This window comes from Streptomyces sp. NPDC087263 (assembly GCF_044744645.1).
Classification (GTDB): domain Bacteria; phylum Actinomycetota; class Actinomycetes; order Streptomycetales; family Streptomycetaceae; genus Streptomyces.
This window is the reverse complement of record NZ_JBIUYT010000001.1, coordinates 1-24,440: the sequence shown is the minus strand read 5'-3', so window position 1 is coordinate 24,440 and position 24,440 is coordinate 1. Positions and strand designations below refer to the sequence as shown.

At 69.1% G+C, this 24,440-nt stretch carries 22 protein-coding genes; 10 read left to right on the top strand and 12 right to left on the bottom strand.

The window, feature by feature from the left end; translation table 11 throughout:
- Positions 1–76: 76 nt before the first annotated feature.
- Positions 77–631 carry a methylated-DNA--[protein]-cysteine S-methyltransferase gene (locus tag ACIPC1_RS00110; protein WP_402511903.1) on the bottom strand — a complete coding sequence of 185 codons (555 nt, stop codon included), beginning with the start codon at positions 629–631 and terminating at the stop codon, positions 77–79.
- 260 nt (positions 632–891) lie between these two features.
- Between ACIPC1_RS00110 and ACIPC1_RS00105 the strand changes: the two genes are divergently transcribed.
- The 7 genes from ACIPC1_RS00105 to ACIPC1_RS00075 all read left to right on the top strand — a co-directional run bounded on the left by ACIPC1_RS00105 (position 892) and on the right by ACIPC1_RS00075 (position 9,662).
- Positions 892–1,758: an MHYT domain-containing protein gene (locus ACIPC1_RS00105; RefSeq protein WP_402511901.1), complete on the top strand. Its 867-nt coding sequence runs from the start codon at positions 892–894 to the stop codon at positions 1,756–1,758.
- A 40-nt stretch (positions 1,759–1,798) separates the two neighbouring features.
- Positions 1,799–3,928, top strand: coding sequence for an excinuclease ABC subunit UvrB (gene uvrB / locus ACIPC1_RS00100; protein WP_402511900.1), 2,130 nt, complete (start codon positions 1,799–1,801; stop codon positions 3,926–3,928).
- Between the two features lie 204 nt (positions 3,929–4,132).
- The gene (locus tag ACIPC1_RS00095) at positions 4,133–4,699 is read left to right on the top strand and encodes a TerD family protein (RefSeq protein WP_365428467.1); all 567 of its coding nucleotides are present in this window, start codon (positions 4,133–4,135) and stop codon (positions 4,697–4,699) included.
- Positions 4,700–4,744: 45 nt separating this feature from the next.
- Entirely contained in the window at positions 4,745–6,772 is a 2,028-nt protein-coding gene (locus ACIPC1_RS00090; protein WP_402511899.1) for a TerD family protein, read from the top strand.
- A 285-nt stretch (positions 6,773–7,057) separates the two neighbouring features.
- Entirely contained in the window at positions 7,058–8,047 is a 990-nt protein-coding gene (locus ACIPC1_RS00085) for a TerC family protein (protein ID WP_384381740.1), read from the top strand.
- A 146-nt stretch (positions 8,048–8,193) separates the two neighbouring features.
- Positions 8,194–8,496 carry a hypothetical protein gene (locus ACIPC1_RS00080; protein WP_402511898.1) on the top strand — a complete coding sequence of 101 codons (303 nt, stop codon included), beginning with the start codon at positions 8,194–8,196 and terminating at the stop codon, positions 8,494–8,496.
- Between the two features lie 65 nt (positions 8,497–8,561).
- Positions 8,562–9,662, top strand: a complete 1,101-nt coding sequence (locus ACIPC1_RS00075; RefSeq protein ID WP_402511896.1) for a calcium:proton antiporter — start codon at positions 8,562–8,564, stop codon at positions 9,660–9,662.
- A gap of 36 nt (positions 9,663–9,698) precedes the next feature.
- Here ACIPC1_RS00075 and ACIPC1_RS00070 read toward each other — a convergent pair whose 3' ends face one another.
- Positions 9,699–10,967: an MFS transporter gene (locus ACIPC1_RS00070; protein WP_402511895.1), complete on the bottom strand. Its 1,269-nt coding sequence runs from the start codon at positions 10,965–10,967 to the stop codon at positions 9,699–9,701.
- 93 nt (positions 10,968–11,060) lie between these two features.
- On the bottom strand, positions 11,061–12,107 hold the full coding sequence (locus tag ACIPC1_RS00065) for a S66 peptidase family protein (RefSeq protein WP_402511894.1): 1,047 nt from the start codon (positions 12,105–12,107) through the stop codon (positions 11,061–11,063).
- A 102-nt stretch (positions 12,108–12,209) separates the two neighbouring features.
- Between ACIPC1_RS00065 and aroQ the strand changes: the two genes are divergently transcribed.
- Complete coding sequence (gene aroQ, locus ACIPC1_RS00060) at positions 12,210–12,683, top strand: type II 3-dehydroquinate dehydratase (protein ID WP_402511893.1); 474 nt, start codon at positions 12,210–12,212, stop codon at positions 12,681–12,683.
- Between the two features lie 59 nt (positions 12,684–12,742).
- On the opposite strand, the gene ACIPC1_RS00055 is transcribed toward aroQ, so the two are convergent.
- From ACIPC1_RS00055 to ACIPC1_RS00035, 5 genes are all read right to left on the bottom strand, one after another.
- Entirely contained in the window at positions 12,743–13,495 is a 753-nt protein-coding gene (locus ACIPC1_RS00055; RefSeq protein WP_402511892.1) for an amino acid ABC transporter ATP-binding protein, read from the bottom strand.
- Positions 13,492–14,394 (bottom strand): amino acid ABC transporter permease, encoded by a 903-nt coding sequence (locus tag ACIPC1_RS00050; RefSeq protein WP_402511891.1) that lies wholly within the window; start codon positions 14,392–14,394, stop codon positions 13,492–13,494. Before ACIPC1_RS00050 ends, ACIPC1_RS00055 begins: the two co-directional genes overlap by 4 nt.
- Positions 14,391–15,269 carry an ABC transporter substrate-binding protein gene (locus tag ACIPC1_RS00045; protein WP_402511889.1) on the bottom strand — a complete coding sequence of 293 codons (879 nt, stop codon included), beginning with the start codon at positions 15,267–15,269 and terminating at the stop codon, positions 14,391–14,393. The genes ACIPC1_RS00050 and ACIPC1_RS00045 overlap by 4 nt, the downstream gene beginning before the upstream one ends.
- A gap of 378 nt (positions 15,270–15,647) precedes the next feature.
- The gene (locus ACIPC1_RS00040; protein ID WP_402511888.1) at positions 15,648–16,304 is read right to left on the bottom strand and encodes an MBL fold metallo-hydrolase; all 657 of its coding nucleotides are present in this window, start codon (positions 16,302–16,304) and stop codon (positions 15,648–15,650) included.
- A gap of 9 nt (positions 16,305–16,313) precedes the next feature.
- Positions 16,314–17,000, bottom strand: a complete 687-nt coding sequence (locus tag ACIPC1_RS00035; protein ID WP_402511886.1) for a maleylpyruvate isomerase family mycothiol-dependent enzyme — start codon at positions 16,998–17,000, stop codon at positions 16,314–16,316.
- A gap of 229 nt (positions 17,001–17,229) precedes the next feature.
- On the opposite strand from ACIPC1_RS00035, the gene uvrA reads away from it, so the two are divergent.
- Positions 17,230–20,256 (top strand): excinuclease ABC subunit UvrA, encoded by a 3,027-nt coding sequence (gene uvrA / locus ACIPC1_RS00030; RefSeq protein WP_402511885.1) that lies wholly within the window; start codon positions 17,230–17,232, stop codon positions 20,254–20,256.
- A 61-nt stretch (positions 20,257–20,317) separates the two neighbouring features.
- Here the strand turns inward: uvrA and ACIPC1_RS00025 are convergent, their stop codons facing one another.
- A complete protein-coding gene (locus ACIPC1_RS00025) occupies positions 20,318–20,887 on the bottom strand; it encodes a YceI family protein (protein WP_402511884.1) in 570 nt (189 codons plus the stop codon).
- Between the two features lie 100 nt (positions 20,888–20,987).
- On the opposite strand from ACIPC1_RS00025, the gene ACIPC1_RS00020 reads away from it, so the two are divergent.
- Positions 20,988–21,842: a helix-turn-helix transcriptional regulator gene (locus ACIPC1_RS00020; protein WP_402511883.1), complete on the top strand. Its 855-nt coding sequence runs from the start codon at positions 20,988–20,990 to the stop codon at positions 21,840–21,842.
- An 84-nt stretch (positions 21,843–21,926) separates the two neighbouring features.
- Here ACIPC1_RS00020 and ACIPC1_RS00015 read toward each other — a convergent pair whose 3' ends face one another.
- From ACIPC1_RS00015 to ACIPC1_RS00005, 3 genes are all read right to left on the bottom strand, one after another.
- Positions 21,927–22,838: a carbohydrate kinase gene (locus ACIPC1_RS00015; RefSeq protein WP_402511882.1), complete on the bottom strand. Its 912-nt coding sequence runs from the start codon at positions 22,836–22,838 to the stop codon at positions 21,927–21,929.
- Positions 22,835–23,974: a LacI family DNA-binding transcriptional regulator gene (locus ACIPC1_RS00010; RefSeq protein WP_402511881.1), complete on the bottom strand. Its 1,140-nt coding sequence runs from the start codon at positions 23,972–23,974 to the stop codon at positions 22,835–22,837. The genes ACIPC1_RS00015 and ACIPC1_RS00010 overlap by 4 nt, the downstream gene beginning before the upstream one ends.
- 148 nt (positions 23,975–24,122) lie before the next feature.
- Positions 24,123–24,440, bottom strand: a 318-nt coding sequence (locus ACIPC1_RS00005) for an amidohydrolase family protein (RefSeq protein ID WP_402511880.1), incomplete at its 5' end; no start/stop codon positions are given.

Below are 24,440 nucleotides of genomic sequence, written 5' to 3'. Positions count from 1 at the left end.
GGAGGCACTGGGCGGTCACGAGAGCGACCCCGGAGACACCGGGTGATCAGAACAGCGACCCCGGAGACACGGGTGATCAGAACAGCGGCTCCGGAAGCACTCCTTCCAGCGCGAGAAGCTTCCGCTTGGTCTCCAGCCCGCCGCCGAAGCCGCCTATGCCGCCGTTGCTCTCGACGACCCGGTGGCACGGCACGACGACCGGCAGCGGGTTCGAGCCCATGGCCACGCCCACGGCCTGCGCCGCGCGCGGCTGGCCGACTCGCCCGGCCAGGTCGCCGTAGCCCACGACCGCGCCGTACGGAACGCCGGACGCCAGCTCGCGCAGCACCTGGCGGTTGAACCCGGAGATCAGCGACCAGTCCAGCGGCAGCTCGAAGTCGCGCAGCTCACCGGCGAAGTAGGCCGTCATCTGCTGTATCGCCTCGGCCAGGAGTGGGGAGTCGGGTGCCTCGACGGGCTCACTGCCCAGACGTGACGCGAGCCGGTCGAGCGCCTTGTCGCGCACCGCGTCCGTGGCGTGGAACACGACGTTCACCAGGCCGTCGTGCGTCGCCGCCAGCAGTAGCGGACCGATGTCCGTGCCGACGACCACCCACACGACCTGCTGCTCGTACTGTCCGTGGCTGTTCATGCGTTCCACCGTACGGCGCACCACTGACAACGCCCGCGGCGCGGAAGGGCGCAGGACAACCACAAAATGAACGGAGTTGCCCAAGTCCGCACACCGGCGCCGCACAAGTGGGGTGGGGCCGTAATTCTTTGCGGGAAAACCGTTCGACCGTTCTGGTGGGAGTCATACTCTCTGCCTCAACCCTGACCGTTCTCGCGGTCCCGAGGGTGGGGGCAATCGGTGGATTTCCGGACGCAACAGGGCGGGAAGGGCAGCCGCGTATGCAGGGCACGGTCGACGACTTCAGCTACGGATTCGTCACACCTGTGGTGGCCTTTCTCATGGCCTGCCTTGGGGGAGCGCTGGGGCTGCGCTGCGCCACCAGATCGATGCTTGTCGCCCACTCCTGGCGCGCGGGCTGGCTCGCACTCGGCTCGGCCGCGATCGGCTCGGGCATATGGACCATGCACTTCATCGCGATGATGGGGTTCACGATCGAGGAGACCCCGGTCCGCTACGACAAGCCGCTGACGTTCGCGAGCCTGGGCGTGGCCATCGTGATGGTCGGCGTCGGGATCTTCATCGTCGGCTACCGGGGAGCCACCGGAACGGCGCTCTTCACCGGGGGCACCATCACCGGCCTGGGAGTCGCCTCGATGCACTACCTGGGCATGGCCGGCATGCGCGTCAACGGGAACCTCGAGTACAACACGCTCACCGTCACCGCTTCCGTCGTCATAGCCGTCGTCGCCGCCACCACCGCTCTGTGGGCCGCGGGACAGGTCCGCGGATTCCTCTGGAGCGTGGGCGCCAGCCTCGTCATGGGGCTCGCCGTCAGCGGTATGCACTACACGGGCATGGCCGCCCTCAGCGTCCATCTGCACAACGCGTCCGGCACCCCCGCCGGGGACTCGCCCGCCGCCCTGCTCGCACCCATGCTGATCGGACCGATGGTCTTCCTCTGCCTGGCGGGTGTCGTCGTGATGTTCGACCCGCTGATGGTGATGGGGAAGCCCGACCGGAAACCCGTGGAGAACAGGCCGGGCGTCCCCGCCCACCCGGCCGTCCCGCACCCCGGACACCGTCCGCGGCTCCACTCGGGCCACGACCGTGGAAGGCGCAGGTCCCGCACCCGGCAGAGCTGGTGATCCTGCCCCGTTGTCAGTGCGGGGTCGTACGGTTGATTCCATGCGGCCCGTATCCAAGATCGAACGTTCGGTGGCGCCCTTCGAGGTCGTCAGCTCCTACCAGCCGAGCGGTGACCAGCCTGCGGCCATCGCCGAGCTGGAAAAGCGCATCCGCGCAGGTGAGAAGGATGTCGTCCTGCTGGGCGCGACCGGCACCGGCAAGTCCGCCACCACCGCGTGGATGATCGAGAAGCTCCAGCGCCCCACGCTCGTCATGGCGCCGAACAAGACCCTGGCCGCCCAGCTGGCCAACGAGTTCCGCGAGCTGCTGCCGAACAACGCCGTCGAGTACTTCGTCTCGTACTACGACTACTACCAGCCCGAGGCCTACGTCCCGCAGTCGGACACCTACATCGAGAAGGACTCCTCGGTCAACGAGGAGGTGGAGCGCCTGCGCCACTCCGCGACCAACTCGCTGCTCACCCGCCGTGACGTCATCGTGGTCGCCTCGGTCTCCTGCATCTACGGCCTCGGTACTCCCCAGGAGTACGTGGACCGGATGGTCCAGCTCAAGGTCGGCGACGAGATCGACCGGGACGACCTGCTGCGCCGCTTCGTGGACATCCAGTACACGCGCAACGACGTGGCCTTCGCGCGGGGCACCTTCCGGGTCCGCGGCGACACCATCGAGATCTTCCCGGTCTACGAGGAGCTGGCCGTCCGCATCGAGATGTTCGGCGACGAGATCGAGGCCCTCTCCACACTTCACCCGCTCACCGGCGAGGTCATCAGCGACGACACCTCGCTGCACATCTTCCCGGCGTCCCACTACATCGCGGGCCCCGAGCGACTGGAGCGTGCCGCCAACGACATCGAGAAGGAGCTGGTGGAGCGCCTCGCCGAGCTGGAGAAGCAGAGCAAGCTCCTGGAGGCCCAGCGCCTGCGCATGCGCACGACGTACGACCTGGAGATGCTCCGCCAGATCGGCTCCTGCTCCGGCGTCGAGAACTACTCGATGCACTTCGACGGCCGCGAGCCCGGCACCGCGCCGAACACGCTGATCGACTACTTCCCGGACGACTTCCTGCTCGTCCTCGACGAGTCGCACGTCACGGTCCCGCAGATCGGCGCCATGTACGAGGGCGACGCCTCCCGCAAGCGCACCCTCGTGGACCACGGCTTCCGGCTGCCCTCCGCGCTGGACAACCGCCCCCTGAAGTGGGAGGAGTTCCAGAAGCGCATCGGGCAGACCGTCTATCTGTCGGCGACCCCGGGGAAGTACGAACTCTCGCGGGGCGACGGCTTCGTCGAGCAGATCATCCGCCCCACCGGCCTCATCGACCCCGAGGTCATCGTCAAGCCCACCGAGGGTCAGATCGACGACCTGGTGCACGAGATCCGCAAGCGCACCGAGAAGGACGAGCGCGTCCTGGTCACCACGCTCACCAAGAAGATGGCCGAGGACCTCACCGACTACTTCCTGGAGCTCGGCATCCAGGTGCGTTACCTGCACAGCGACGTCGACACCCTGCGCCGCGTCGAACTGCTGCGGGAGCTGCGCGCGGGTGAGTACGACGTCCTGGTCGGCATCAACCTCCTCCGTGAGGGCCTCGACCTGCCCGAGGTCTCCCTGGTGTCGATCCTCGACGCCGACAAGGAGGGGTTCCTGCGATCGGGCACCTCCCTCATCCAGACCATCGGCCGGGCGGCGCGCAATGTCTCCGGGCAGGTCCATATGTACGCCGACAAGATCACCCCGGCGATGGAGAAGGCCATCGACGAGACCAACCGCCGCCGGGAGAAGCAGGTCGCCTACAACAAGGAGAGGGGCATCGACCCGCAGCCTCTCCGCAAGAAGATCAACGACATCGTGGCCCAGATCGCCCGCGAGGACGTCGACACGGAGCAGCTGCTCGGCTCGGGCTACCGCAAGGGGAATGACGGCAAGGGCGGCAAGACCCCGGTGCCCGCGCTAGGTGGCAAGGCGGCCAGGTCCGCCAAGGGCAAGAACAAGGAGACGGTTCCGACCGACCGCCCCGCGGCCGAACTCGCCGGGCAGATCGAGGACATGACGGCGCGGATGCGCGCCGCCGCTGCCGACCTCCAGTTCGAGATCGCGGCCCGGCTGCGGGACGAGGTCTCCGAGATGAAGAAGGAGCTGCGGCAGATGAAGGAGGGGGGACTCGCCTGACGCCCTTCTGCCGGTGCCGACCTCCTCCGATACGCACTGTGTTGCAAGACCGACACAAAGTGCGCCCCAGGGTTCGGCACTGTCAGTGCCGCTGCGTAGGGTTCTGGTCATCCGCGGACTCCGCGGAAACAGGGGACTTTGAGAGGGGATCAGCGCGTGGTCGACGTATCCAAGGGCAGCACGCCCGGTGGGCCTGGCGTCAATCTGACCAAGGGTCAGGCCATCAGTCTGCAGAAGAAGGACGGGGGGACCCTCACCGCGGTGCGGATGGGGCTCGGCTGGCAGGCGGCCCCCAGGCGCGGCCTGTTCGGCTCGCGCACCCGGGAGATCGACCTCGACGCCTCCGCCGTGCTGTTCGCCGACAAGCAGCCCGTCGACGTCGTGTTCTTCCGCCACCTCGTCAGCGACGACGGCTCCGTGCGGCACACCGGTGACAACCTCGTCGGCGGTGCGGGCCAGGGCGGCGACGACGAGTCGATCCTTGTCGATCTGCAGCGCATCCCGGTCCACATCGACCAGATCGTCTTCACCGTGAACTCCTTCACGGGCCAGACGTTCCAGGAGGTGCAGAACGCGTTCTGCCGGCTGGTCGACGAGACCAACGGACAGGAGCTCGCCCGCTACACGCTGGCAGGCGGTGGGCAGTACACGGCCCAGATCATGGCGAAGGTGCACCGGGCGGGCGCGGGCTGGCAGATGACGGCCATCGGCACGCCTGCCAACGGGCGCACGTTCCAGGACCTGATGCCCGCGATCCTGCCGCAGCTGTAGGCAGTCCGGCGAGCGGCACACGAAGCGACGTAGGGGGACAAGGCGATGACGGCCGAGCTGGTCCGGGGGCAGAACCACCCGCTCTCCCAGGTCCGTCTTGAGGTCCGCGTTTCGGCAGGCAAGCCGATCGTGGCCGGGGCCACGCTCAGCGACGAGCAGGGCAGGGTCCGCGGTGTCGAGTGGGTGGCCCACCCGGGCGCACCCACCCTGCCCGGACTCGAGGTCTCCCGGCAGGCCGCGGCCGACCATCGCCTCGCCTTCGACCTGGACGCCCTGTCGGAGGCCGTGCACCGGGTGAGTGTGCTGCTCGCGTTGCCGTCCGGGGTCGGCGGCCCGGTCCGGTTCGGAGCCGTCGCCGCCCCCTTCGTCGCGGTCACCGGCCTCGACGGCTCCGAGGTCGCCAGCTACACCGTCACCGGCCTCGATGCCGAGTCGGCCGTCGTCGCCCTGGAGCTCTACCGCAGGCAGGGCGTGTGGAAGGTCCGTGCGGTCGGTCAGGGATACGCCGGCGGTCTCGCCGAACTCCTCACCGACCAGGGCCTGCCCGAGGCGCAGCAGCTCGCGAGCAGTATCAACGAGGCGGTGGTCCAGGGCCTGGCCCGCTCGGTGGCCCCGCCCCCGTCCCGTACGCCCGACGCGGACCGCTCACGACAGGCGGCCACCTCGGCGACGGGAGGGGACCAGCCGTACGCGGCACCGCCCCAGGGCACTCCCGGGAACGTATCGCCGCCGCAGTCCCCGTACGACGCGTCCGGCGCGCAGGGCGCCACAGCGCCGCAGACGGACTACCCCGCGGGCCCGGCGCAGGCCGACCCTTCTGCCGCCACGCAGGCGTCCGCGGCCGGCGTCGGCGGTCCGGTCGACTACAGCCACCCCGGTCGGCAGAACGCGGCGCCGCCCCCGCCCCCGCCGACCGCACCCCCGACTCCGCCCGGGCAGCCCGCACTGCCCGTCGCGGGCGACGCGACCGGCTGGTCCATGGAGGAGCGGCTCTACAACCAGGTGTGGGGGATGTTCGAGGACCTGGCCCGCACCACCGCCGCCTATCGCAGCGCCGTCGATTTCGCCGACTCGCGTATGGAGCAGGAGCTCGACAAGGTCCTGTCCGACCCGCGCAGCCGGATCGGCGGGCAGGGCGACGCCGCGCGCGAGGCGGCTCAGGCCAAGCACGCCCAGCTGGTCGACCAGGCACGGGCGGCCCTCGACCGGGACCTCGCGCAGCTCCGTGCCGAGTCCGATGTCGTCGAGCCCGCGCTGCCCGCGGCGTTCGCGCGCTGGGACAATCCGGTCTGGCACGGCTATCGGGTGCCCATGGAGGTACCGATGGCCGTGCGTCTGGGCGACCTCCGACTCCCCGAGAGCGACAGTCTGGGCATTCCGATGCTGGTCCGGCTGCCGTTGGAGCGCGGCCTGTGGATCGACAGCGGTCGCGCCGGCCTCAGCGACTCACTCGCCGACTCCGACGAACTCCGTCGCCTCGCCGTGGACACGGCGGTGTCGCATGCCGGGCGCCTGCTCGCCATCCATCCGGCGGGTGAGTTCACCGTGCACGTCATAGATCCGGCCGGTTCGGCTGCCTCGTCTCTCGCGCCGCTGGTGCGGTCCGGGGTGCTCGACAGCGCGCCCGCCGTCGGCGCGGCGGGGGTGGCCGACGTCCTGGCCCGCCTCACCCAGCGAGTCGACCTGGTGGGGATGGCGGTGCGCGGCGGAGTGGCCGACTCACTGCCCCCGGACCTCGACACCGCCGAACAGCTGTTGATCGTCAACGACTTCCCGCACGGCTTCGACGACCGTGCCGTGACCCAGCTTCGCTATCTCGCCGACGAGGGGCCGGCTGTCGGCGTCCACCTGATGATGGTGGCCGACCGGGAGGACGCCGAGGCCTATGGGCCGTTGCTCGACCCGCTCTGGCGATCGCTGTTGCGACTCACCCCGGTGCCCGACGACCACCTCGCCGACCCCTGGGTCGGGCATGCCTGGACGTACGACCCAGGGCTTGTCCCACCGGGGAGTCAGGTGCTCGACCAGGTGCTCACGCAGGTCACGGAAGCCCGCCGCTCCTGGAACCGCTGAGGCTTCCAGCGGTTGTATCAAGCGCAGGCAAAGTCTCCTGACCAGCGGATTTGTACTTTCTTTTACCAAGCCCTTTACCTTTCCTTGGTGATTCGGGTACTGTTTTCCGTACGGAGGGGAGTACTCCCTACCAATTGCGGCGTACCCGTCAATACGGATCAGGCCAGATCCCGGGGCGTCGGCCCGCAGGCACCGGACGCATCGTGCGTCCCGGCCGCCACGGGTGGAAGAGACCTCCAGCAGCGACGACGCTGAAATTTGCCGTTACGAACTGCCGGAGGCGCAGTGGATGTTTCCGTGACCCTATGGGTCCTGACGATCGCGGGCCTTGCCGCCCTCATCGCCATCGACTTCTTCATCGGACGCAAGCCGCACGACGTATCGATCAAGGAAGCCGGAATCTGGACGGTCGTCTGGATCGCTCTGGCCGCACTGTTCGGACTCGGGCTGCTCGTCTTCTCCGGCGGCCAGCCCGCCGGAGAGTTCTTCGCCGGCTTCATCACCGAGAAGTCGCTGAGCGTCGACAACCTCTTCGTCTTCGTCCTGATCATGGCGAAGTTCGCGGTGCCCACGCAGTATCAACAGCGAGTGCTCCTCGTCGGTGTGCTCATAGCCCTCGTACTGCGCGCGATATTCATCGCCGCCGGTGCCGCGGTCCTCGCGAACTTCGCGTGGGTCTTCTACATCTTCGGGGCCTTCCTCATCTACACCGCCTGGAAGCTGATCCAGGAGGCCCGGGCGGACGACGAGGGCGACGAGTTCGAGGAGAACCGGCTGCTCAAGGCCGCCGAGCGACGCTTCGGCGTGGCCGACCGCTACCACGGCACCAAGCTGTGGATCCAGCAGAACGGCAAGCGCGTCATGACGCCGATGCTGGTCGTGATGCTCGCGATCGGCACCACCGACGTGCTCTTCGCGCTCGACTCGATCCCCGCGATCTTCGGCCTGACCCAGGACCCGTACATCGTCTTCACGGCCAACGCGTTCGCGCTGATGGGTCTACGCCAGCTGTACTTCCTCATCGGCGGCCTGCTCAGGAAGCTGGTCCATCTCAGCTACGGCCTGTCGGTGATCCTCGGCTTCATCGGCGTCAAGCTGGTGCTGCACGCGCTGCACGAGTCGGGCGTCCATGTCCCCGAGATCTCCATTCCGGTCTCGCTCGGCGTGATCTGCGGGGTGCTGGTCGTCACGACGATCACCAGCCTCATCGCCTCCAAGAAGCAGGCGGCGCAGAAAGCGGCCGAGAGCGCGCCGAAGGACAGCATCGACGTCTGACCACGCCGGCCGCGCCAGCCGCGCCAGCCGTAGAAACAATCACTCCTGGAGCGGTGCCCGGCCGGTTGCCGGGTACCGCTCCCGGTGCTTGCTTGGGTCCTGAGCGCTCCTCAGCCCGGGGACGCCACGGCCGGGTGGAGGCACCCATGAAGTTCGTGCAGATCATCGACTTCGAGACCGAGCGCATCGCGGAGATGCGGGAGCTGGTCGAGCAGGCGGCCCAAGGCGCCGCGAGTCGCACCGGCGGTCCCACGCACCGTCTCGTCCTCCAGGACCGCAGTACGCCGGGCCGCTATCTCGTACTGATGGAGTTCGAGTCGCACGAGGACGCCGTGCGCAACAGCAACGACCCCGAGACGTCCAGGCTGGCGGAGCAGCTGGCCGCGCTGTGTACCAGGCCACCCTCCTTCACCGACTGCGATGTACGGGAAACGACCGAGCTGAAGTAGAGGCTCGATCCCGGGCCCCGCGTCACCGGAATGCGGGGCCCCTGTCCGCCTGAAAGGATCACTGCATGCTCGATCGATTGCGGTCACTCCTGACGCAGTGGACGTCCGTGGTGCCCGTGATCGCCCTGGTCCTGCTGGCCTTCACCTGGGGGCGTGATCTGCCCGGCGCGGTTGTCGCGCTGGTCACGGTGGTTCTCGCCGGAGCCGTGCTGGCCGCCGTGCACCATGCCGAAGTGATCGCCCACCGGGTCGGCGAACCCTTCGGTTCACTCGTCCTCGCCGTCGCCGTCACGATCATCGAGGTCGCCCTGATCGTCACCTTGATGGCGGACGGCGGCGACAAGAGCTCGACACTCGCCCGCGACACCGTGTTCGCGGCCGTGATGATCACCTGCAACGGCATAGTCGGGGTGTGCCTGCTCGTCGCCTCACTGCGCCACGGACTGGCGGTCTTCAACGCGGAGGGTACCGGGGCCGCCCTCGCGACCGTCGCGACGCTGGCCACGCTCAGCCTGGTGTTCCCGACGTTCACCACCAGCAAGCCGGGCCCGGAGTTCTCCACGGCCCAGCTCACCTTCGCCGCCCTGGCCTCGCTGATCCTGTACGGCCTCTTCGTGACGACCCAGACCATGCGCCACCGCGACTACTTCCTGCCGATCACCCGACAGGGCAAGGTCATCGACGTGGACGACCACGCCGACGCCCCGTCCGCCCGTACGACCCGCATCAGCCTGGGGCTGCTCGCCGTGGCCCTCGTCGGCGTGGTCGGTCTCGCCAAGGGTGTGTCGCCGACCATCGAGTCCGGGGTCGAAGCAGCCGGTATGCCGGCCGCCGTGGTCGGTGTGATCATCGCGCTGCTCGTGCTGCTCCCCGAGACCATCGCCGCACTGCGGGCGGCCCGCCGTGACCGCGTGCAGACCAGCCTGAACCTGGCACTCGGCTCGGCGATGGCCAGTATCGGCCTCACGATCCCCGCCGTCGCTCTCGCGTCCGTCTGGCTCTCCGGACCGCTGGTGCTCGGCCTCGGCTCCACCCACATGGTGCTGCTCGCGCTGACCGTGGTGGTCAGCGCCCTGACGGTGGTTCCCGGGCGCGCCACGCCACTACAGGGTGGCGTCCATCTGGTGCTGTTCGCGGCGTACCTGGAGCTGGCGATCAATCCCTAGGGTGCGTCGCCTAGCGTCGCGCACCGCAGTGGTCGGTCACTCCGGGGCGGGTACGACCGTCAGCCGGGGCACCGGCCGTGTCTCTGGCAGCAGTGCGAAGCACCCCAGGCTGAGCAGCGCGATCCCTGTCAGATAGGCGGCCACACCCCAGGGAACCCCTTCCCCCTGAGCCACCGCCGTCGCCACGATCGGGGTGAGCGCGCCCCCGAGGACCCCGCCCAGGTTGTAGCCCACCGCCGCGCCGGTGCAGCGCACCCGGGGCTCGTACAACTCCGGCAGATACGCGGCGATCACGGCGAACATCGTGATGAAAGAGATCAGCGCCACCAGGAAGCCGAGGAACATCAGCAGGGGTTCGCCGGTCGACAGCAGCGCGATCATCGGGAACATCCACAGCGCGGCGCCCGCGCAGCCCACCAGGCACAGGGGGCGCCGCCCGTAGCGGTCGCCGAGCATGGCCATCAGGGGCGTCAGGGAGCCCTTCACCACCACGGCGGCCATGATGCAGGCCAACATGACGGTACGGCTCACGCCGAGCCGTTCGACGCCGTAGGCGAGCGCCCAGGTCGTCACCGCGTAGAACACCGCGTAGCCGACCGCGAGGCCGCCGGCCGTCAGCAGCACCAGCCGCCAGTGATCGCGCACCACCTCGGCGATCGGCACGCGCGCGGGGTCCCTCATTTCCAGGAACTGCGGGCTCTCCACGAGCGAGCTGCGCAGCCACAGCCCAGCCGCCGCCAGCACCCCCGCCGCCCAGAACGGCACCCGCCACCCCCACGCCGCGAACTGAGCGTCGGAGAGTGTCGCCGACAGCACCAGCATCACGCCGTTGGCCAGCACGAACCCCAGAGAGGGACCGATCTGCGGGAAGCTCGACCACAGCCCGCGCCGCTCGGCGGGCGCGTGCTCGGCGGTGAGCAGTACCGCTCCGCCCCACTCCCCACCGAGCCCGAGCCCCTGCAGAAAACGCAGCATCAGGAGGAGCAAGGGGGCGGCCACACCGATCGTGTCGTACGTCGGTACGCAGCCGACAGCCACAGTCGCCGCGCCGGTCAGCAGCAGTGAGGCGATGAGGACCGGCCGCCGGCCGCGCCGGTCCCCGATGTGCCCGAAGAGCACCGAGCCGAGCGGACGGGCGACGAAGCCGACGCCGAACGTCGCGAAGGCCGCCAGCGTCCCCGCCAGCGGAGAGAACGTCGGGAAGAACAACGGCCCGAGAACCAGCGCGGCCGCGGTGCCGTAGACGAAGAAGTCGTAGAACTCGATGGCCGTCCCGGCGAGGGAAGCGGCCGCGAGGCGGAGCATGGACGGTTTCTTCACTGTGTGTACGTCGTGCATGCCGCGTCAACTACCCACGGTGATCGGCGGTTACGGGGGCGTGCGGGGGCTTGTTCCAGGTCAGTAGGTGACCGTGATGCGCCGGGCTGGGCCGTCCACACGGATCGTGCCCCCATAGGGGATGACGATCTGCGGATCGGTGTGACCGAAGTCCACATCGAGGACGACCAGCATGTTGGGCGCATATATATCGACGGCTCGGAGCACCGCCTCGTGCTGCTCCCGTACGTAACGGGCTCTGGCGTCGGCGTCGTTGGGCTGTTCGAACGACCATGCCTTGGGGCGGCCCATCAGGAGCGCGGGGAAACGTCGCAGCAGGCCGCGCTCGCCCATGCTGCGCAGAATCCAGAAGACGTCGCCGGCCCTCGGCATGTCCTCCGAGGTCTCCAGGAACAGCACATGACCGTCGTACACGGAGGGATCGCGGGCGATCTCGCGGTCGGCCATCAGCAGCCAGGAGAGGATCTCGACGTTGCCTCCCCAGGAGCGGCCCTCGACCACGCGATCCGGGCGGTGCCAGGTCCAGCCGTCGCCCGGTTCCGTCGGCGGCTCGGAATCGAAGGTCGCCGGATCCTCCCAGGGGCTGTTGACCTCACCGAAGCGCTCGGCGGGGCGCAGCTCGTACGGCCCGGAGGTGAACAGCGCGGCCCGCAGCGACTCGGCGGTCAGCGGGTCCATCGCGCCGGGGCGGCCGAACTCGCACATCACCGATCCGCCGTGGTAGCCGACGATTCCGGCGTTCCACAAATACGCGAGGAGGCACGTGTTGTCGCTGTACCCGAAGAACGGCTTCGGGTTGGCGCGGATCAACTCCCGGTCGAGGAGCGGCAGCACGGTGATCTGGTCGTCACCGCCGATGGAGGAGATGACGGCCCTGACCGTCGGGTCGGCGAACGCCGCGTGGAGGTCGTCGGCCCGCTCCTGCGGCGTCGAGCCCATCTTCCGGGTCGCCGGATACTCGACCGGTTCGAGGCCGTACTCCTTGCGCAACCTCTCCAGACCCAGCTCGTAGGGAAGCGGAAGGAGCCCGGGGAGTCCGGAGGAGGGCGAGACGACCGCGATCCGGTCGCCCGGCGAGGGCTTGGGAGGGTATGAGGGCGTCGTCATGGCGGAAGGGTATGAGGCCGTGCCGGCCGAGCGCACCGTGATAAACCGGGTCTGAGCAGCGGCCCTCGACGGGCCGGCGTATCTGGAAGGACCGGAGGAACTGTGCCCCGCACACTCGCCAACGCCCCGATCATGATCCTCAACGGGCCGAACCTGAACCTTCTCGGGCAGCGCCAGCCGGAGATCTACGGCTCGGACACGCTCGCCGACGTCGAGGCCCTGTGCGCCAAGGCGGCGGCCACGCACGGCGGCACGATCGACTTCCGGCAGTCCAACCACGAGGGCGAGTTGGTGGACTGGATCCACGAGGCGCGCCTGAACCACGCCGGGATCGTGATCAACCCGGCCGCCTACTCACACACCTCCGTCGCGATCCTGGATGCGCTCAACACCTGTGACGGCCTTCCAGTGGTGGAGGTCCACATCTCCAACATCCACCAGCGTGAGGAGTTCCGGCATCATTCGTACGTCTCCCTCCGCGCCGACGGAGTGATCGCGGGGTGTGGGGTGCAGGGGTACGCGTTCGCGGTGGAGCGGGTCGCGGCCCTCGCGCGGACGGGGCACGCGGAGGCCTGAGGGTATGGAGCCGGGGCTCTGCGTCGCGGTGCCGCCGGTGTCTCGCGGTGCCGCCGGTGTCAGAGCCGTCCCGCCTCCACGATGCGCCGCAGAAAGCGCTGTGTCCGCTCCTGTTGCGGGTTCTCGAAGATCTCCTCGGCCGTGCCGCGCTCAAGTACCACGCCGCCGTCCAGAAAACAGACCTGGTCCGCGACCTCGCGGGCGAAGCCCATCTCGTGCGTGGCGAGGACCATGGTCATGCCGTCGTCCTTCAGATCCCGGACGACGCTGAGGACTTCGCCCACGAGTTCCGGGTCGAGGGCGGCGGTGATCTCGTCCAGGAGCAGCAGCCGGGGACGTACGGCCAACGCGCGGACGATCGCCGCCCGTTGCTGCTGGCCGCCGCTCAGCCGGTCCGGGTACTCGCCCGCCTTGGCGCCGAGCCCGAGCCGGTCGAGCAGCTCACGGGCGTGCGCCTCCGCCTCCGCGCGGCTCACGCCGTGCACGCGGCGCGGGGCGAGGGTGATGTTCTCCAGGACGGTCATGTGCGGAAAGAGGTTGTACGCCTGGAAGACCACGCCGATCCGGCGGCGTACCGCGTCCTGGTCGGCCCGCGGGTGGGTGATCTCCTCGTCGTCCAGCCAGATCGCGCCGTCGTCGATGTCCTCAAGGAGGTTGGCGCAGCGAAGCAGGGTGGATTTGCCCGATCCGGAGGCGCCGATCAGCGCGGTCACCGTGTGCGGGGCGACATCGAGGTCGACGTCCCGCAGCACGACGGACTCGCCGAAGGTCTTGCGGACGGACTCCATGCGCAGTACCGGAGCGATGGTCATATGGTCCCTCCCTGCGCCCGCTGACGGTCCATCCGGGCGGTGACCCAGTCAGTGAAGCGGGTCATCGGGATGGTCAGGGCGACGAAGACCAGTCCCGCGACGATGTACGGCGTGTAGTTGAGGCTGCGGCCCACGATGATGTCCGCGGCGCGCACCGCGTCCACCGCCCCGCCGATCGAGACGAGTCCGGTGTCCTTCTGGAGGGACACCAGGTCGTTGAGGAGGGGCGGCACCTGACGGCGTACGGCCTGGGGGAGTACGACGTACCGCAGGGACTGCCGGTTGGTGAGGCCGAGCGAGCGGGCCGCGGCGCGTTGGGAGGGGTGGACGGACTCGATGCCGGCGCGGAACACCTCGGCGACGTACGCCGAGTACGTGAGCGTGAGCGCCGTGCCGCCCAGGAGGATCGGGTCCACCGTGACGCCCTGGAGCCGCAGCGCGGGGACGCCCAGCACCACGATCATCAGGTTGATGATCAGCGGGAGGCCGCGGAAGAAGTCGGTGTACGCGGCGGCCAGCGCCCGCAGCGGGAAGAAGACCGGGCCGCGCAGGGTGCGGGCGATGGCGATCAGCATGCCGAGGACGAGCACCGCGGCACCGCAGATCAGGAGCAGCCGGACGTTGAGCCACAGCCCTTCGAGGACTTTGGGGAACGCCTCGCGCGCGTACTGCCCGTTGAAGAACGTCTCCTTGGTGCGCGGCCAGCCCGGTGCGCTGACGACGACGAAGTAGAGGACTACGCCGGTGATCAGGGTGGAGAGCGCGGCGATCGCCGTCGCACGGCGGGAACGGGTGCGCTTGTAGCGCTCCCGCTCGATCCGCCGCTGCGACGGGACGTACGCCTCTCGCATGTCTCCTTCGCCGGAGTCACTGCCGGGCGCGTCCTTCACGACCGTCACTTGAGTACCGGAGCGTCGACGGCGTCGGACAGCCACTGCTTCTCGATCGAGGCCAGTGTGCCGTTCTCGCGCAGGGCGTCCACCGCGGCGGTCACGCACGAGGTCAGCGCGCTGCCCTTGTCGAGGACGAGCCCGAACTGCTCAGGGGTGCCACCGCTGTTCTCGAACTGTCCGACGATCTTCGCGTCCGTCACCTCGGCCGCGGTGATGTAGAAGGCGGTCGGCAGGTCGACCACGATCGCGTCGACCTGCCCGTTCTTCAGCGCGGACTTGGCCTGGTCGTTCTTCGCGTACGCGGCCGGGGCCTCGGTCGGCTTCACGACGTCGTTGATGTAGTCGAGGCTGGTGGTGCCGACCTGGGCGCCCAGCTTCACGCCCTTGAGGTCCGCGATGCTCGTCGCCTTCGCCGCCTTGGAGTCCTTCAGCGCGATGACGGCCTGGCGGACGTCGTAGTAGCCGGACGAGAAGTCGACGGCCTTCTTGCGCTCGGCGCTGATCGACACCTGGTTGATGTCGAAGTCGAAGGTCTTCTCACCAGGTGCGAAGGCCTTGTTGAAGGGGACGCTCTGCCAGACGACGTCACTCGTCGCGTAGCCCAGCTGCTTCGCCACGGCGTACGCGACCGCCGACTCGTAGCCCTCGCCGTTGGCGGGCTTGTCGTCCTTGAACCACGGTTCGTACGCGGGCTCGTCGGTCGCGATCGTCAGCTTGCCGGATGTCTCGGTGGCCAACTTGCCCTTGTCGCAGGTGTTCGCGGAGGGCGAGGCGGCCGCGTTGTCCTCGGGCTGCGGGGCGCAGCCCACGGCGACGACGGCGAGCAGGGCGACGGTGGTGGCGGGCGCGGTGCGGCGCAGGGCGCGCTGGGCGAGATGCATGGCGGGAGAGTGACAGTGCGGCGTCCTGTTTGTCCAGGTCACAAGGACAACTGTCCGCATATTGGGAACGGGTGTTGCATTCCTGTGAACACGTGCCCAAAAGCTCCGCCGAGCATCCTGTTGAGATGCTTCGCCGGGGCCGCCGGCCGAGGGCGGGGATCGATAGGCCGGCGGCCCATCCGCGCCGGAGCCGTCATCCTGCGCGGGGCTGCTTTCAGTGGACTGCACCGGGGCGCGCGCCGGGAGCGCACGCGTGACACCGGCGCGTGCGCTCGGTTCACACGGGGCGCGTGCGGGGTGGTCGCGTGGGGGCGGGCAGACGCTTCAGGACGTGCGCGGGGAGCGCACCTCGGTGTACGCCCCCACGGAACAGGGCGTTCACCACCCCCGCGCGCGCCACTCCGGCAGATGTGGCCGTTCCGCGCCCAGCGTCGTGTCGTTGCCATGGCCCGGGTAGACCCAGGTCTCGTCCGGCAGCACCTCGAAGATCTTCGTCTCGACGTCGTGGAGGAGGCTGGCGAACGCCGCTGGGTCCTTGTGTGTGTTGCCCACACCGCCCGGGAAGAGACAGTCCCCCGTGAACACATGGGGATGCCCGTGCGGATCGTCGTAGACGAGCGCGATCGAGCCCGGCGTGTGCCCCACGAGATGGCGCGCGGTGAGTTCCACACGGCCCACCCGGATCGGGTCGCCGTCCTGGACCGGGACATCGGTCGGCACCGGGATGCCGTCGGCGTCGTCCCGGCCCGCGTACGTGCGGGCGCCCGTTGCCGCCACGACCTCCGCGAGCGCCTGCCAGTGGTCGCCGTGCTGATGGGTGGTGGCGACGGACGCGATGCCGTCGTCACCGATCAGCGTGAGCAGGGTCGAGGCGTCGTTGGCCGCGTCGATCAGGAGCTGCTCGCCGGTGGTCCGGCAGCGCAGCAGGTAGGCGTTGTTGTTCATCGGGCCCACCGCGACCTTGGAGATCATCAGGTCCTGCAACTCGTGCACATCGGCAGGGCCGCCGACCGTCACCGCTCCGCTGTACGTCATGGCGGCAGCCTATAGCGGCGGGAGAACGGGGAGCGGGCCGCCGTCTGTGGTCAGCGCCGCACCATCGCGGCGCCCGGTGAACCAGCCGAGCAGGTCTGCCGGGCGGCCGGTGACGGTGATCGGCTCCTCCTCGCGCCGGCCGGAGGGAATCAGACGGCCGTCGTCCTCCTTGACCAGGAACGCGGGTACGCCGGGGTGGCCCCGAAAACGTTCCGCGAGGAAGTCGATCTCGCGCCGGCTGAACTCCTCGGAGACGTCCTCCAGCTCGTATCCGATCCCCAGATCCACATGGTGCAGCTCGACCTCGGCCCACCGCCGGAACGGCACCCGGGATGCGGAGTCCGTGACTCCGTTGCGCAGCTCCACCGTGCGGGACCAGTCCGCGGGCGCGGCCCCGGCCTCCTGAAAGCGCGCCCCGCTTTCCCGCACGTCTGTGAGCTGCACGTTCAGCGGGCGCGGGGCGTCTCGCTCGATGTCGGAGTCCCGGGCATCCCCGGAGGCGTACATGGGGCGTCCGGCGAGGACGTTCACGAGGGCGTCCGCATTGCGGGCGATGTGGGCGAGCAGATGACCGCGGCTCCAGCCGGGAAGCCGTGTCGGCTCGGCCACAGAAGCGTTGTCCAGTTTGGCTGCTGCGGTGAGCAGCCGTTCGGTTGCGTCACGTACAGACGCCAGGTCACGCACATGATCGTTCATGGGCTCGACGATAGCTCCGCCACACGTTCGGGTGAAGGCAGTTGACCAGCACCTCAAATCGAATGCACGTGCTATAGGCTCGGGTGCGGCGTCGGGCATGCTGGATGGCCCGGGATTGTTGTGAACCAGGGAAACCGACCCAGCGCTGTCAGTGGCTCCCCCTAGTCTGAAAACGACGGGGCCCTGCCCCTGTCACTTCTCTCAAGAAACAAGAAAGGTGCGGACCGGCGTGGCCGACCGTCTCATCGTCCGTGGAGCGCGCGAGCACAACCTGAAGAATGTCTCGCTCGACCTTCCGCGCGACTCGCTCATCGTCTTCACGGGCCTGTCGGGGTCGGGCAAGTCCTCCCTCGCCTTCGACACGATCTTCGCCGAGGGGCAGCGCCGGTACGTCGAGTCGCTGTCCTCGTACGCCCGGCAGTTTCTCGGGCAGATGGACAAGCCGGATGTGGACTTCATCGAAGGCCTCTCCCCAGCGGTTTCCATCGACCAGAAGTCGACCTCGCGCAACCCGCGCTCGACGGTCGGCACCATCACCGAGGTCTACGACTACCTGCGCCTGCTCTTCGCGCGCATCGGCAAGCCGCACTGTCCCGAGTGCGGCCGCCCCATCACCCGCCAGTCGCCGCAGGCCATCGTCGACAAGGTCCTGGAGCTGCCGGAGGGGAGCCGCTTCCAGGTCCTGTCGCCGCTCGTGCGCGAGCGCAAGGGCGAGTTCGTCGACCTCTTCGCCGATCTCCAGACCAAGGGGTACAGCCGGGCCCGGGTCGACGGCGAGACGATCCAGCTCACCGAGCCCCCCACGCTGAAGAAGCAGGAGAAGCACACCATCGAGGTGGTCATCGACCGCCTCACGGTGAAGGACGGCGCCAAGCGCCGCCTGACCGACTCCGTGGAGACCGCCCTCGGCCTGTCCGGGGGCATGGTCGTACTCGACTTCGTCGACCTCCCCGCCGACGACCCCGAGCGCGAGCGCATGTACTCGGAGCACCTGTACTGCCCTTACGACGACCTGTCCTTCGAGGAGCTGGAGCCCCGCTCCTTCTCCTTCAACTCGCCCTTCGGCGCCTGCCCCGAGTGCACCGGTATCGGTACGCGTATGGAGGTCGACGCCGAGCTGATCGTCCCGGACGAGGACAAGTCCCTCGACGAGGGCGCCATCCACCCCTGGTCGCACGGGCACACCAAGGACTACTTCGGCCGCCTGGTCGGTGCTCTCGCCGACGCGTTGGGATTCCGGACCGACATCCCCTTCGCAGGTCTTCCGCAGCGCGCCAAGAAGGCCTTGCTCTACGGCCACAAGACGCAGATCGAGGTCCGCTACCGCAACCGGTACGGGCGCGAGCGGGTGTACACCACCGCGTTCGAAGGGGCTGTCCCCTTCGTGAAGCGGCGGCACAGCGAGGCCGAGAGCGACGCGAGCCGTGAGCGCTTCGAGGGCTATATGCGCGAGGTGCCCTGCCCCACCTGCGAGGGCACGCGCCTGAAGCCGCTCGTTCTCGCGGTCACCGTCATGGAGAAGTCCATCGCCGAGGTCGCCGCGATGTCCATCAGTGACTGCGCGGACTTCCTGGGCGAGCTGAAGCTCAACGCGCGCGACAAGCAGATCGCCGAGCGCGTACTGAAAGAGGTCAACGAACGACTGCGCTTCCTGGTCGACGTCGGCCTGGACTACCTGTCGCTGAACCGGGCGGCCGGCACCCTCTCCGGCGGTGAGGCCCAGCGCATCAGGCTGGCCACCCAGATCGGCTCCGGGCTCGTGGGCGTCCTGTACGTCCTCGACGAGCCCTCCATCGGCCTCCACCAGCGCGACAACCACCGTCTGATCGAGACTCTGGTCAGGCTCCGCGACATGGGCAACACGCTCATCGTCGTGGAGCACGACGAGGACACCATCAAGGTCGCCGACTGGGTTGTCGACATCGGCCCCGGCGCGGGCGAGCACGGTGGCAAGGTCGTGCACAGCGGCTCCTTGAAAGATCTGCTGAACAACCCCGACTCGATCACCGGGCAGTACCTGTCGGGCAAGAAGGCGATTCCTCTCCCGGACATCCGCCGCCCCGCCGACCCGAGCCGCAGGCTCACCGTGCACGGCGCCCGGGAGAACAACCTTCAGGACATCGACGTCTCCTTCCCGCTCGGTGTCCTCACCGCCGTCACCGGCGTGTCGGGTTCCGGCAAGTCGACACTGGTCAACGACATCCTGTACACGCACCTGGCCCGCGAGCTCAACGGTGCGCGGAACGTTCCAGGGCGGCACACGCGCGTGGACGGCGACGACCTCGTCGACAAGGTCGTGCACGTCGACCAGTCGCCCATCGGCCGCACGCCCCGTTCCAACCCGGCGACGTACACCGGAGTCTTCGACCACGTCCGCAGGCTGTTCGCCGAGACGACCGAGGCGAAGGTACGGGGCTATCTGCCGGGCCGCTTCTCCTTCAACGTCAAGGGCGGCCGCTGCGAGAACTGCTCCGGCGACGGCACCATCAAGATCGAGATGAACTTCCTGCCGGACGTGTACGTCCCCTGCGAGGTCTGCCACGGGGCGCGCTACAACCGGGAGACCCTGGAGGTCCACTACAAGGGCAAGTCCATCTCCGAGGTCCTCGACATGCCGATCGAGGAGGCGCTCGGCTTCTTCGAGGCCGTGCCCGCGATCGCCCGCCACCTCAGGACGCTCCACGACGTCGGTCTCGGCTACGTCCGGCTCGGCCAGTCGGCGCCGACGCTGTCCGGCGGTGAGGCACAGCGGGTGAAGCTGGCCTCCGAGCTCCAGAAGCGGTCGACGGGACGCACGGTCTACGTGCTCGACGAGCCGACCACCGGCCTGCACTTCGAGGACATCAGCAAGCTCATCACGGTGCTCTCCGGCCTTGTCGACAAGGGCAACACGGTCATCGTCATCGAGCACAACCTCGACGTCATCAAGACGGCGGACTGGGTCGTCGACATGGGCCCCGAGGGTGGCAACGGCGGCGGACTCGTGATCGCCGAGGGCACTCCCGAGGAGGTCGCCGGCGTTCCGGCCAGCCACACCGGCAAGTTCCTGCGCGAGGTCCTCGGGGCCGACCGGATCAGCGACGGGACCGCGGTGAAGGCCCCTCGCAAGGCGGCGGCCAAGAAGACGGCCACCAAGGCGGTCAACAACACGGCGGTCAACGACACGGCGGCCAAGAAGGCAGCGGCGGTCACGAAGACGACGGCCACGAAGAAGGCGGCCCCCGCGAAGAAGACCACGCGGGCAGGCAAGTCCTGACAAGTCAGTGAAAAAGCGGCGCCCTACGGGAACTCCCCGTGGGGCGCCGTCCGTTGCACAGTCAGCCGCCCTGTCCCTGCGGTTCGACGAACTGCATGTCCAGTTGAATCTTGACAACATCACTGAGGAGCCCGGACCCGAAGTCCAGACCGTAGTCGCTGCGCCGGATCTCGCCCGTCGCCTCGAACCCCGCGTGCCTGCGACTGTCGACGGGGGATTCCACCACTCCGCCGAACTCGACGGCCAGCGTCGTCGGACGAGTCACGTCCCCGATGGTCAAGTCCCCTTCCATCGCCCAGGCCTCGCCATCGGCGAACACCCGAGTCGAGCGAAACGTCATCGTCGGACGCTTCTCTACGTCGAGCAGGTCGGCCGCTCGGGTGTGCGTGTCGCGGTCGGCGTTCCCGGTGTCGATAGAGGCAAGAGCGATCTCGGCGCTCACCCGCACGTCGTCGGCCGTCTCACCGACGTACAGTCCGGCCGTCCATTCACCGAAACGACCGCGCACCTTGGCGATCCCGAGGTTGCGAATGGTGAAGTTGACGGCCGAGTGGAGTGTGTCGAGCTCCCACTCGCCCGATCCGAGCGGAAGCGAAGTGGCTTGCGTGGCGGTGGAGTTGTCATAGGTCATGGCTCCAGCCTGCGGTGGTCGGCGAGCGGGAGGGAGGCCGGGCTCATGGTGGTAGTGACAGGGCCACGATCCGGTGACCCGCGCGTTGTACGTTCTACCGGTGAGCGACAACGAGTTGGGCACCTTCCTGCGCGCACGCCGTGAAGCGATCACACCCGACGAGGTCGGGCTGCCGACCGGTTCGCGCCGTCGCACCCCGGGGCTGCGCCGCGCCGAGCTTGCCACGCTCGCGGGCATCAGCGTCGAGTACCTCACCCGGCTCGAACAGGGCCGCGACCACCACCCGTCGCCGCAGGTGCTGGGCGTACTCGCCGACGCGCTGCGTCTGCCCGTGACGGAGCGGGTCCTGCTGCGTCGGCTCGTCAAAGAGGCAGGCCCCGGCGCCGTGTTCTGCGCCGCGGCGGTGGAACCCACACGTACGGTGCGCCCGACCGTGCGGGCGATGCTGGACCGGCTGGAGCCCGCACCCGCGGTGCTGATCAACTGGATCGGCGACATCCTCGCGTACACCACCGGCTACCGACGGCTCGCCGGACCGCTGGGAGTGCTCGATGGCAAGCAGCCCAACATCCTCCGGTACGTGTTCACCGACGAGCGGGCCTGCGCCGCCTACGCCGACTGGGACCGGGTGGCCGACGAACAGGTCGCGCACCTCAGGAACGAGGCGTCGCTCCAGGACCCCTATGTCGCCGCCATGGCCGACGAGTTGACGGTCACCGCGGGCGCCTCCTTCGCCGACCGGCTCGCTGCCGTACCCGCCATGCCCCGGCGGGCCGGGACCGACCTGGTCACCCACCCCGAGGCGGGCCCACTGCTCCTGGCGTACGAAACGCTCGCCCTACCGGACGACGGCCTCCGCATGGTCGTACACCTTCCCGCCGACGACGCCACGGCCACCGCACTGGACCGGCTCAACGGGCGGCAGCCGGGGGCGCTGCGGGTCGTCAGCGGCTGAGAGGCCGGACCTCAGGGCGTAGCGGGTCCCAGGGAGTGCTGGGCCTCACGGAGTACCGGGTGTCAGAGAGCAATGGGTGGGGGTTCAGGGAGCGTGGAGTTCGGACGCGTACGGCGGTTCCGCGCCCGCTCGTGAGCAGGTGATCGCCGCCGCGCGGGCCGCGAAGCGCAGCAGCTCGGTCCAGCCCTCGGGGCCCAGCTCCGCCAAGGCCGCCGGGGACAGGGCGTCGCGGGTGGCCAGGCCGTGCAGCAGCGCCGCGTTCACGGTGTCGCCGGCGCCGATGGTGTCCACGACCTCGACCTCCTCGCCGGGTACGGGGTGTACCGAGCCGTCGCGGGTGAACGCCGTCAGACCGTCGCCGCCGTGCGTGATCACCACGGCCGCCGGCCCGGACGCCAGCCATTCGCGCGGGGTGCCCCCGAGCCACAGAGCGTCCTCCTCGGAGAGCTTGAGGAGTGACACCGACGGGAGCCAGCTCTTGAACCGGGCCCGGTAGGCGTCGGCGTCGGGGATCAGTCCTGCGCGGATGTTCGGGTCGAGGGTGGTGAACACGCCCCGTGCGGCCGCGGCGCGCATCAGCTCCTCGTACGCGCTCGCGCCCGGCTCCAGGACGAGCGAGCAGGTGCCGAAGGACACCGCCCTTGTCGCGTCCGGGAGTTGGGCCGGGGCCGTGAAGAGGCGGTCCGCCGTGCCCTCGACGTAGAAGGAGTACGAGGCCGAGCCGTCCGCGTCGATCGAGGCGACGGCGAGGGTCGTCGGCTCCGCTCCGCGCTGCACGGACGACACCTCGACGCCCGCATGCGAAAGCCCGTCCAGGAGTGCCTCGCCGAAGGCGTCGTGCGAGACCCGGGAGCAGAAGGCCGTGGGGGAGCCGAGGCGGCCCAGCGCCACCGCGGTGTTGTAGGGCCCGCCGCCGAGCGCCGGTTGCAGGCCGACGAGCGCGCCCGCGCCCTGCGGCACCAGATCGATCAGGGCCTCACCGGCGACGACGATCACGACACGGGTCCTTTCTCGGGGTTCTCGGGATTCTTGGGGCTCTCGGGACGCCCGGAGGTCGTGTGGCCCTTGGGCCTCCCGGACTTCTCCGGGCAACCGCACGAGGTGCGGTGGACGAGGGCGGCGGGCAGCCGGACGGTACGGCCCGGGCGGCTCGGGGATGCCAGCCGTTCCAGGAGCAGTTTGAGGGCCCGGGCGCCGATCTCCTTGCTGGGCTGGGAGATCGCGGTCAGCCGGGGTGTGAACAGATCCGCCCAGGAGAAGTCGTCGAAGCAGCACAGGGCCATGTCGGCCGGCACGGACAGGCCTCGCTCGCGCAGCGCCCGCAGTGCGCCGATCGTCATGGCGTTGTTGCCGGTGACCAGCGCGGTGGGCGGTGCGGCGAGAGACAGCAGCGCGCCGGTGGTGCGCTCGGCGGCGCCGGACTGGGAATCGCCGTGTGCCACGAGCCGCTCGTCGTAGGGGAGTCCGGCGTTCGCCAGGCCGTGCCGGTAGCCGGTGATCCGCTCGGTCGTCGTGCTGAGTCCGGGCAGGCCCGCGACCAGTCCGATGCGTCTGTGGCCCAGCTCGGCCAGGTGCGCCACCAACTCCGCCATGGGCTCGGCGTTCTCGGTGCAGACCTGGTCGAAGCGGAAGGAGGCGGCGGTCGCGGTGCTGGAAGGGCCGTCGGAGACGGTGTCTGCGGGCGTGTCGACCAGCCGGTCCAGGAACACGGTCGGCACGTCGTGTTTTCCGAGGTAGGCCAGCAGTTCGCCCGGGTTTGCCGAGGGCGCGATGATCATGCCGTCGACCCGGCGCTCGTGCAGCAGTTGGGCGACCTTCCGCTCGTGTGCGGGGTCGTCGTGCGGATCGGCGATGAGCAGGCCGTAGCCGTGCTCCAGGGCTCCGGCCTCGACCCCTTGGAGGATTTCCGTGAAGTACGGGTTGCTGATCGCCGACACGGCGAGGCCGACGGACCGCGTGCGTGAGGTGACCAGTGAACGGGCGAGGCCGTTCGGCGTGTATCCGAGCGCGTCCATCGCCTCGAGCACCGCCTGGCGGGTGGCCGGCCGCACGGGGCGCGTGTCGTTCAGTACATGCGAGACGGTCGCGATGGACACACCCGCGCGCTGGGCCACATCGACCATCGTCGTCATTGCGCTCCCGTCCTCGGAACCTGCCCTTCGCAGGGGAACGTATCCCATCCGGCGGTGGGGGGGGGTGCGGGGTCCGCCGACCGGGGTGGGGCCCGGCCAACGGATGGAAGGGGGAAGAGGGGAAGAGGGGAAGGCGAGAAAGGAAAGGTCAGGTCCGCGGCGTGCGGTCGAGGACGACCCGGCCGCCGTGCAGGACGAGCAGCCGCTCGGGGTGCGCCGCGACGGCCTCGGGGACGGATCCGGCCGCGATCGCCACCAGGTCGGCACGGGCGCCGACGGCGAGCCCGTAGTCGGCCAGCCCGAGCGCCACCGCGGCGTTCTCCGTCACCAAGTCCGCTGCGAGGAAAAGCTCCTGATCGGTCATCAGTTCACCCTGGAGGCCGATGACGGTGGCGCGTTCGAGCATGTCCCCGGTGCCGTACGGCCACCACGCGTCACGGATGTTGTCGGAGCCGGCGAAGACCCG

Bases quoted from the DNA above. Each gene is read 5' to 3' on its own strand.
- ACIPC1_RS00025 (WP_402511884.1), bottom strand. From the start codon at position 20,887: ATGACCTATGACAACTCCACCGCCACGCAAGCCACTTCGCTTCCGCTC.
- ACIPC1_RS00110 (WP_402511903.1), bottom strand. From the start codon at position 631: ATGAACAGCCACGGACAGTACGAGCAGCAGGTCGTGTGGGTGGTCGTC.
- ACIPC1_RS00045 (WP_402511889.1), bottom strand. From the start codon at position 15,269: ATGCATCTCGCCCAGCGCGCCCTGCGCCGCACCGCGCCCGCCACCACC.
- ACIPC1_RS00055 (WP_402511892.1), bottom strand. From the start codon at position 13,495: ATGACCATCGCTCCGGTACTGCGCATGGAGTCCGTCCGCAAGACCTTC.
- ACIPC1_RS00090 (WP_402511899.1), top strand. From the start codon at position 4,745: ATGACGGCCGAGCTGGTCCGGGGGCAGAACCACCCGCTCTCCCAGGTC.
- ACIPC1_RS00080 (WP_402511898.1), top strand. From the start codon at position 8,194: ATGAAGTTCGTGCAGATCATCGACTTCGAGACCGAGCGCATCGCGGAG.
- ACIPC1_RS00105 (WP_402511901.1), top strand. From the start codon at position 892: ATGCAGGGCACGGTCGACGACTTCAGCTACGGATTCGTCACACCTGTG.
- ACIPC1_RS00010 (WP_402511881.1), bottom strand. From the start codon at position 23,974: ATGACGACGATGGTCGATGTGGCCCAGCGCGCGGGTGTGTCCATCGCG.
- ACIPC1_RS00070 (WP_402511895.1), bottom strand. From the start codon at position 10,967: ATGCTCCGCCTCGCGGCCGCTTCCCTCGCCGGGACGGCCATCGAGTTC.
- ACIPC1_RS00075 (WP_402511896.1), top strand. From the start codon at position 8,562: ATGCTCGATCGATTGCGGTCACTCCTGACGCAGTGGACGTCCGTGGTG.
- ACIPC1_RS00065 (WP_402511894.1), bottom strand. From the start codon at position 12,107: ATGACGACGCCCTCATACCCTCCCAAGCCCTCGCCGGGCGACCGGATC.
- uvrB (WP_402511900.1), top strand. From the start codon at position 1,799: ATGCGGCCCGTATCCAAGATCGAACGTTCGGTGGCGCCCTTCGAGGTC.
- ACIPC1_RS00035 (WP_402511886.1), bottom strand. From the start codon at position 17,000: ATGAACGATCATGTGCGTGACCTGGCGTCTGTACGTGACGCAACCGAA.
- ACIPC1_RS00040 (WP_402511888.1), bottom strand. From the start codon at position 16,304: ATGACGTACAGCGGAGCGGTGACGGTCGGCGGCCCTGCCGATGTGCAC.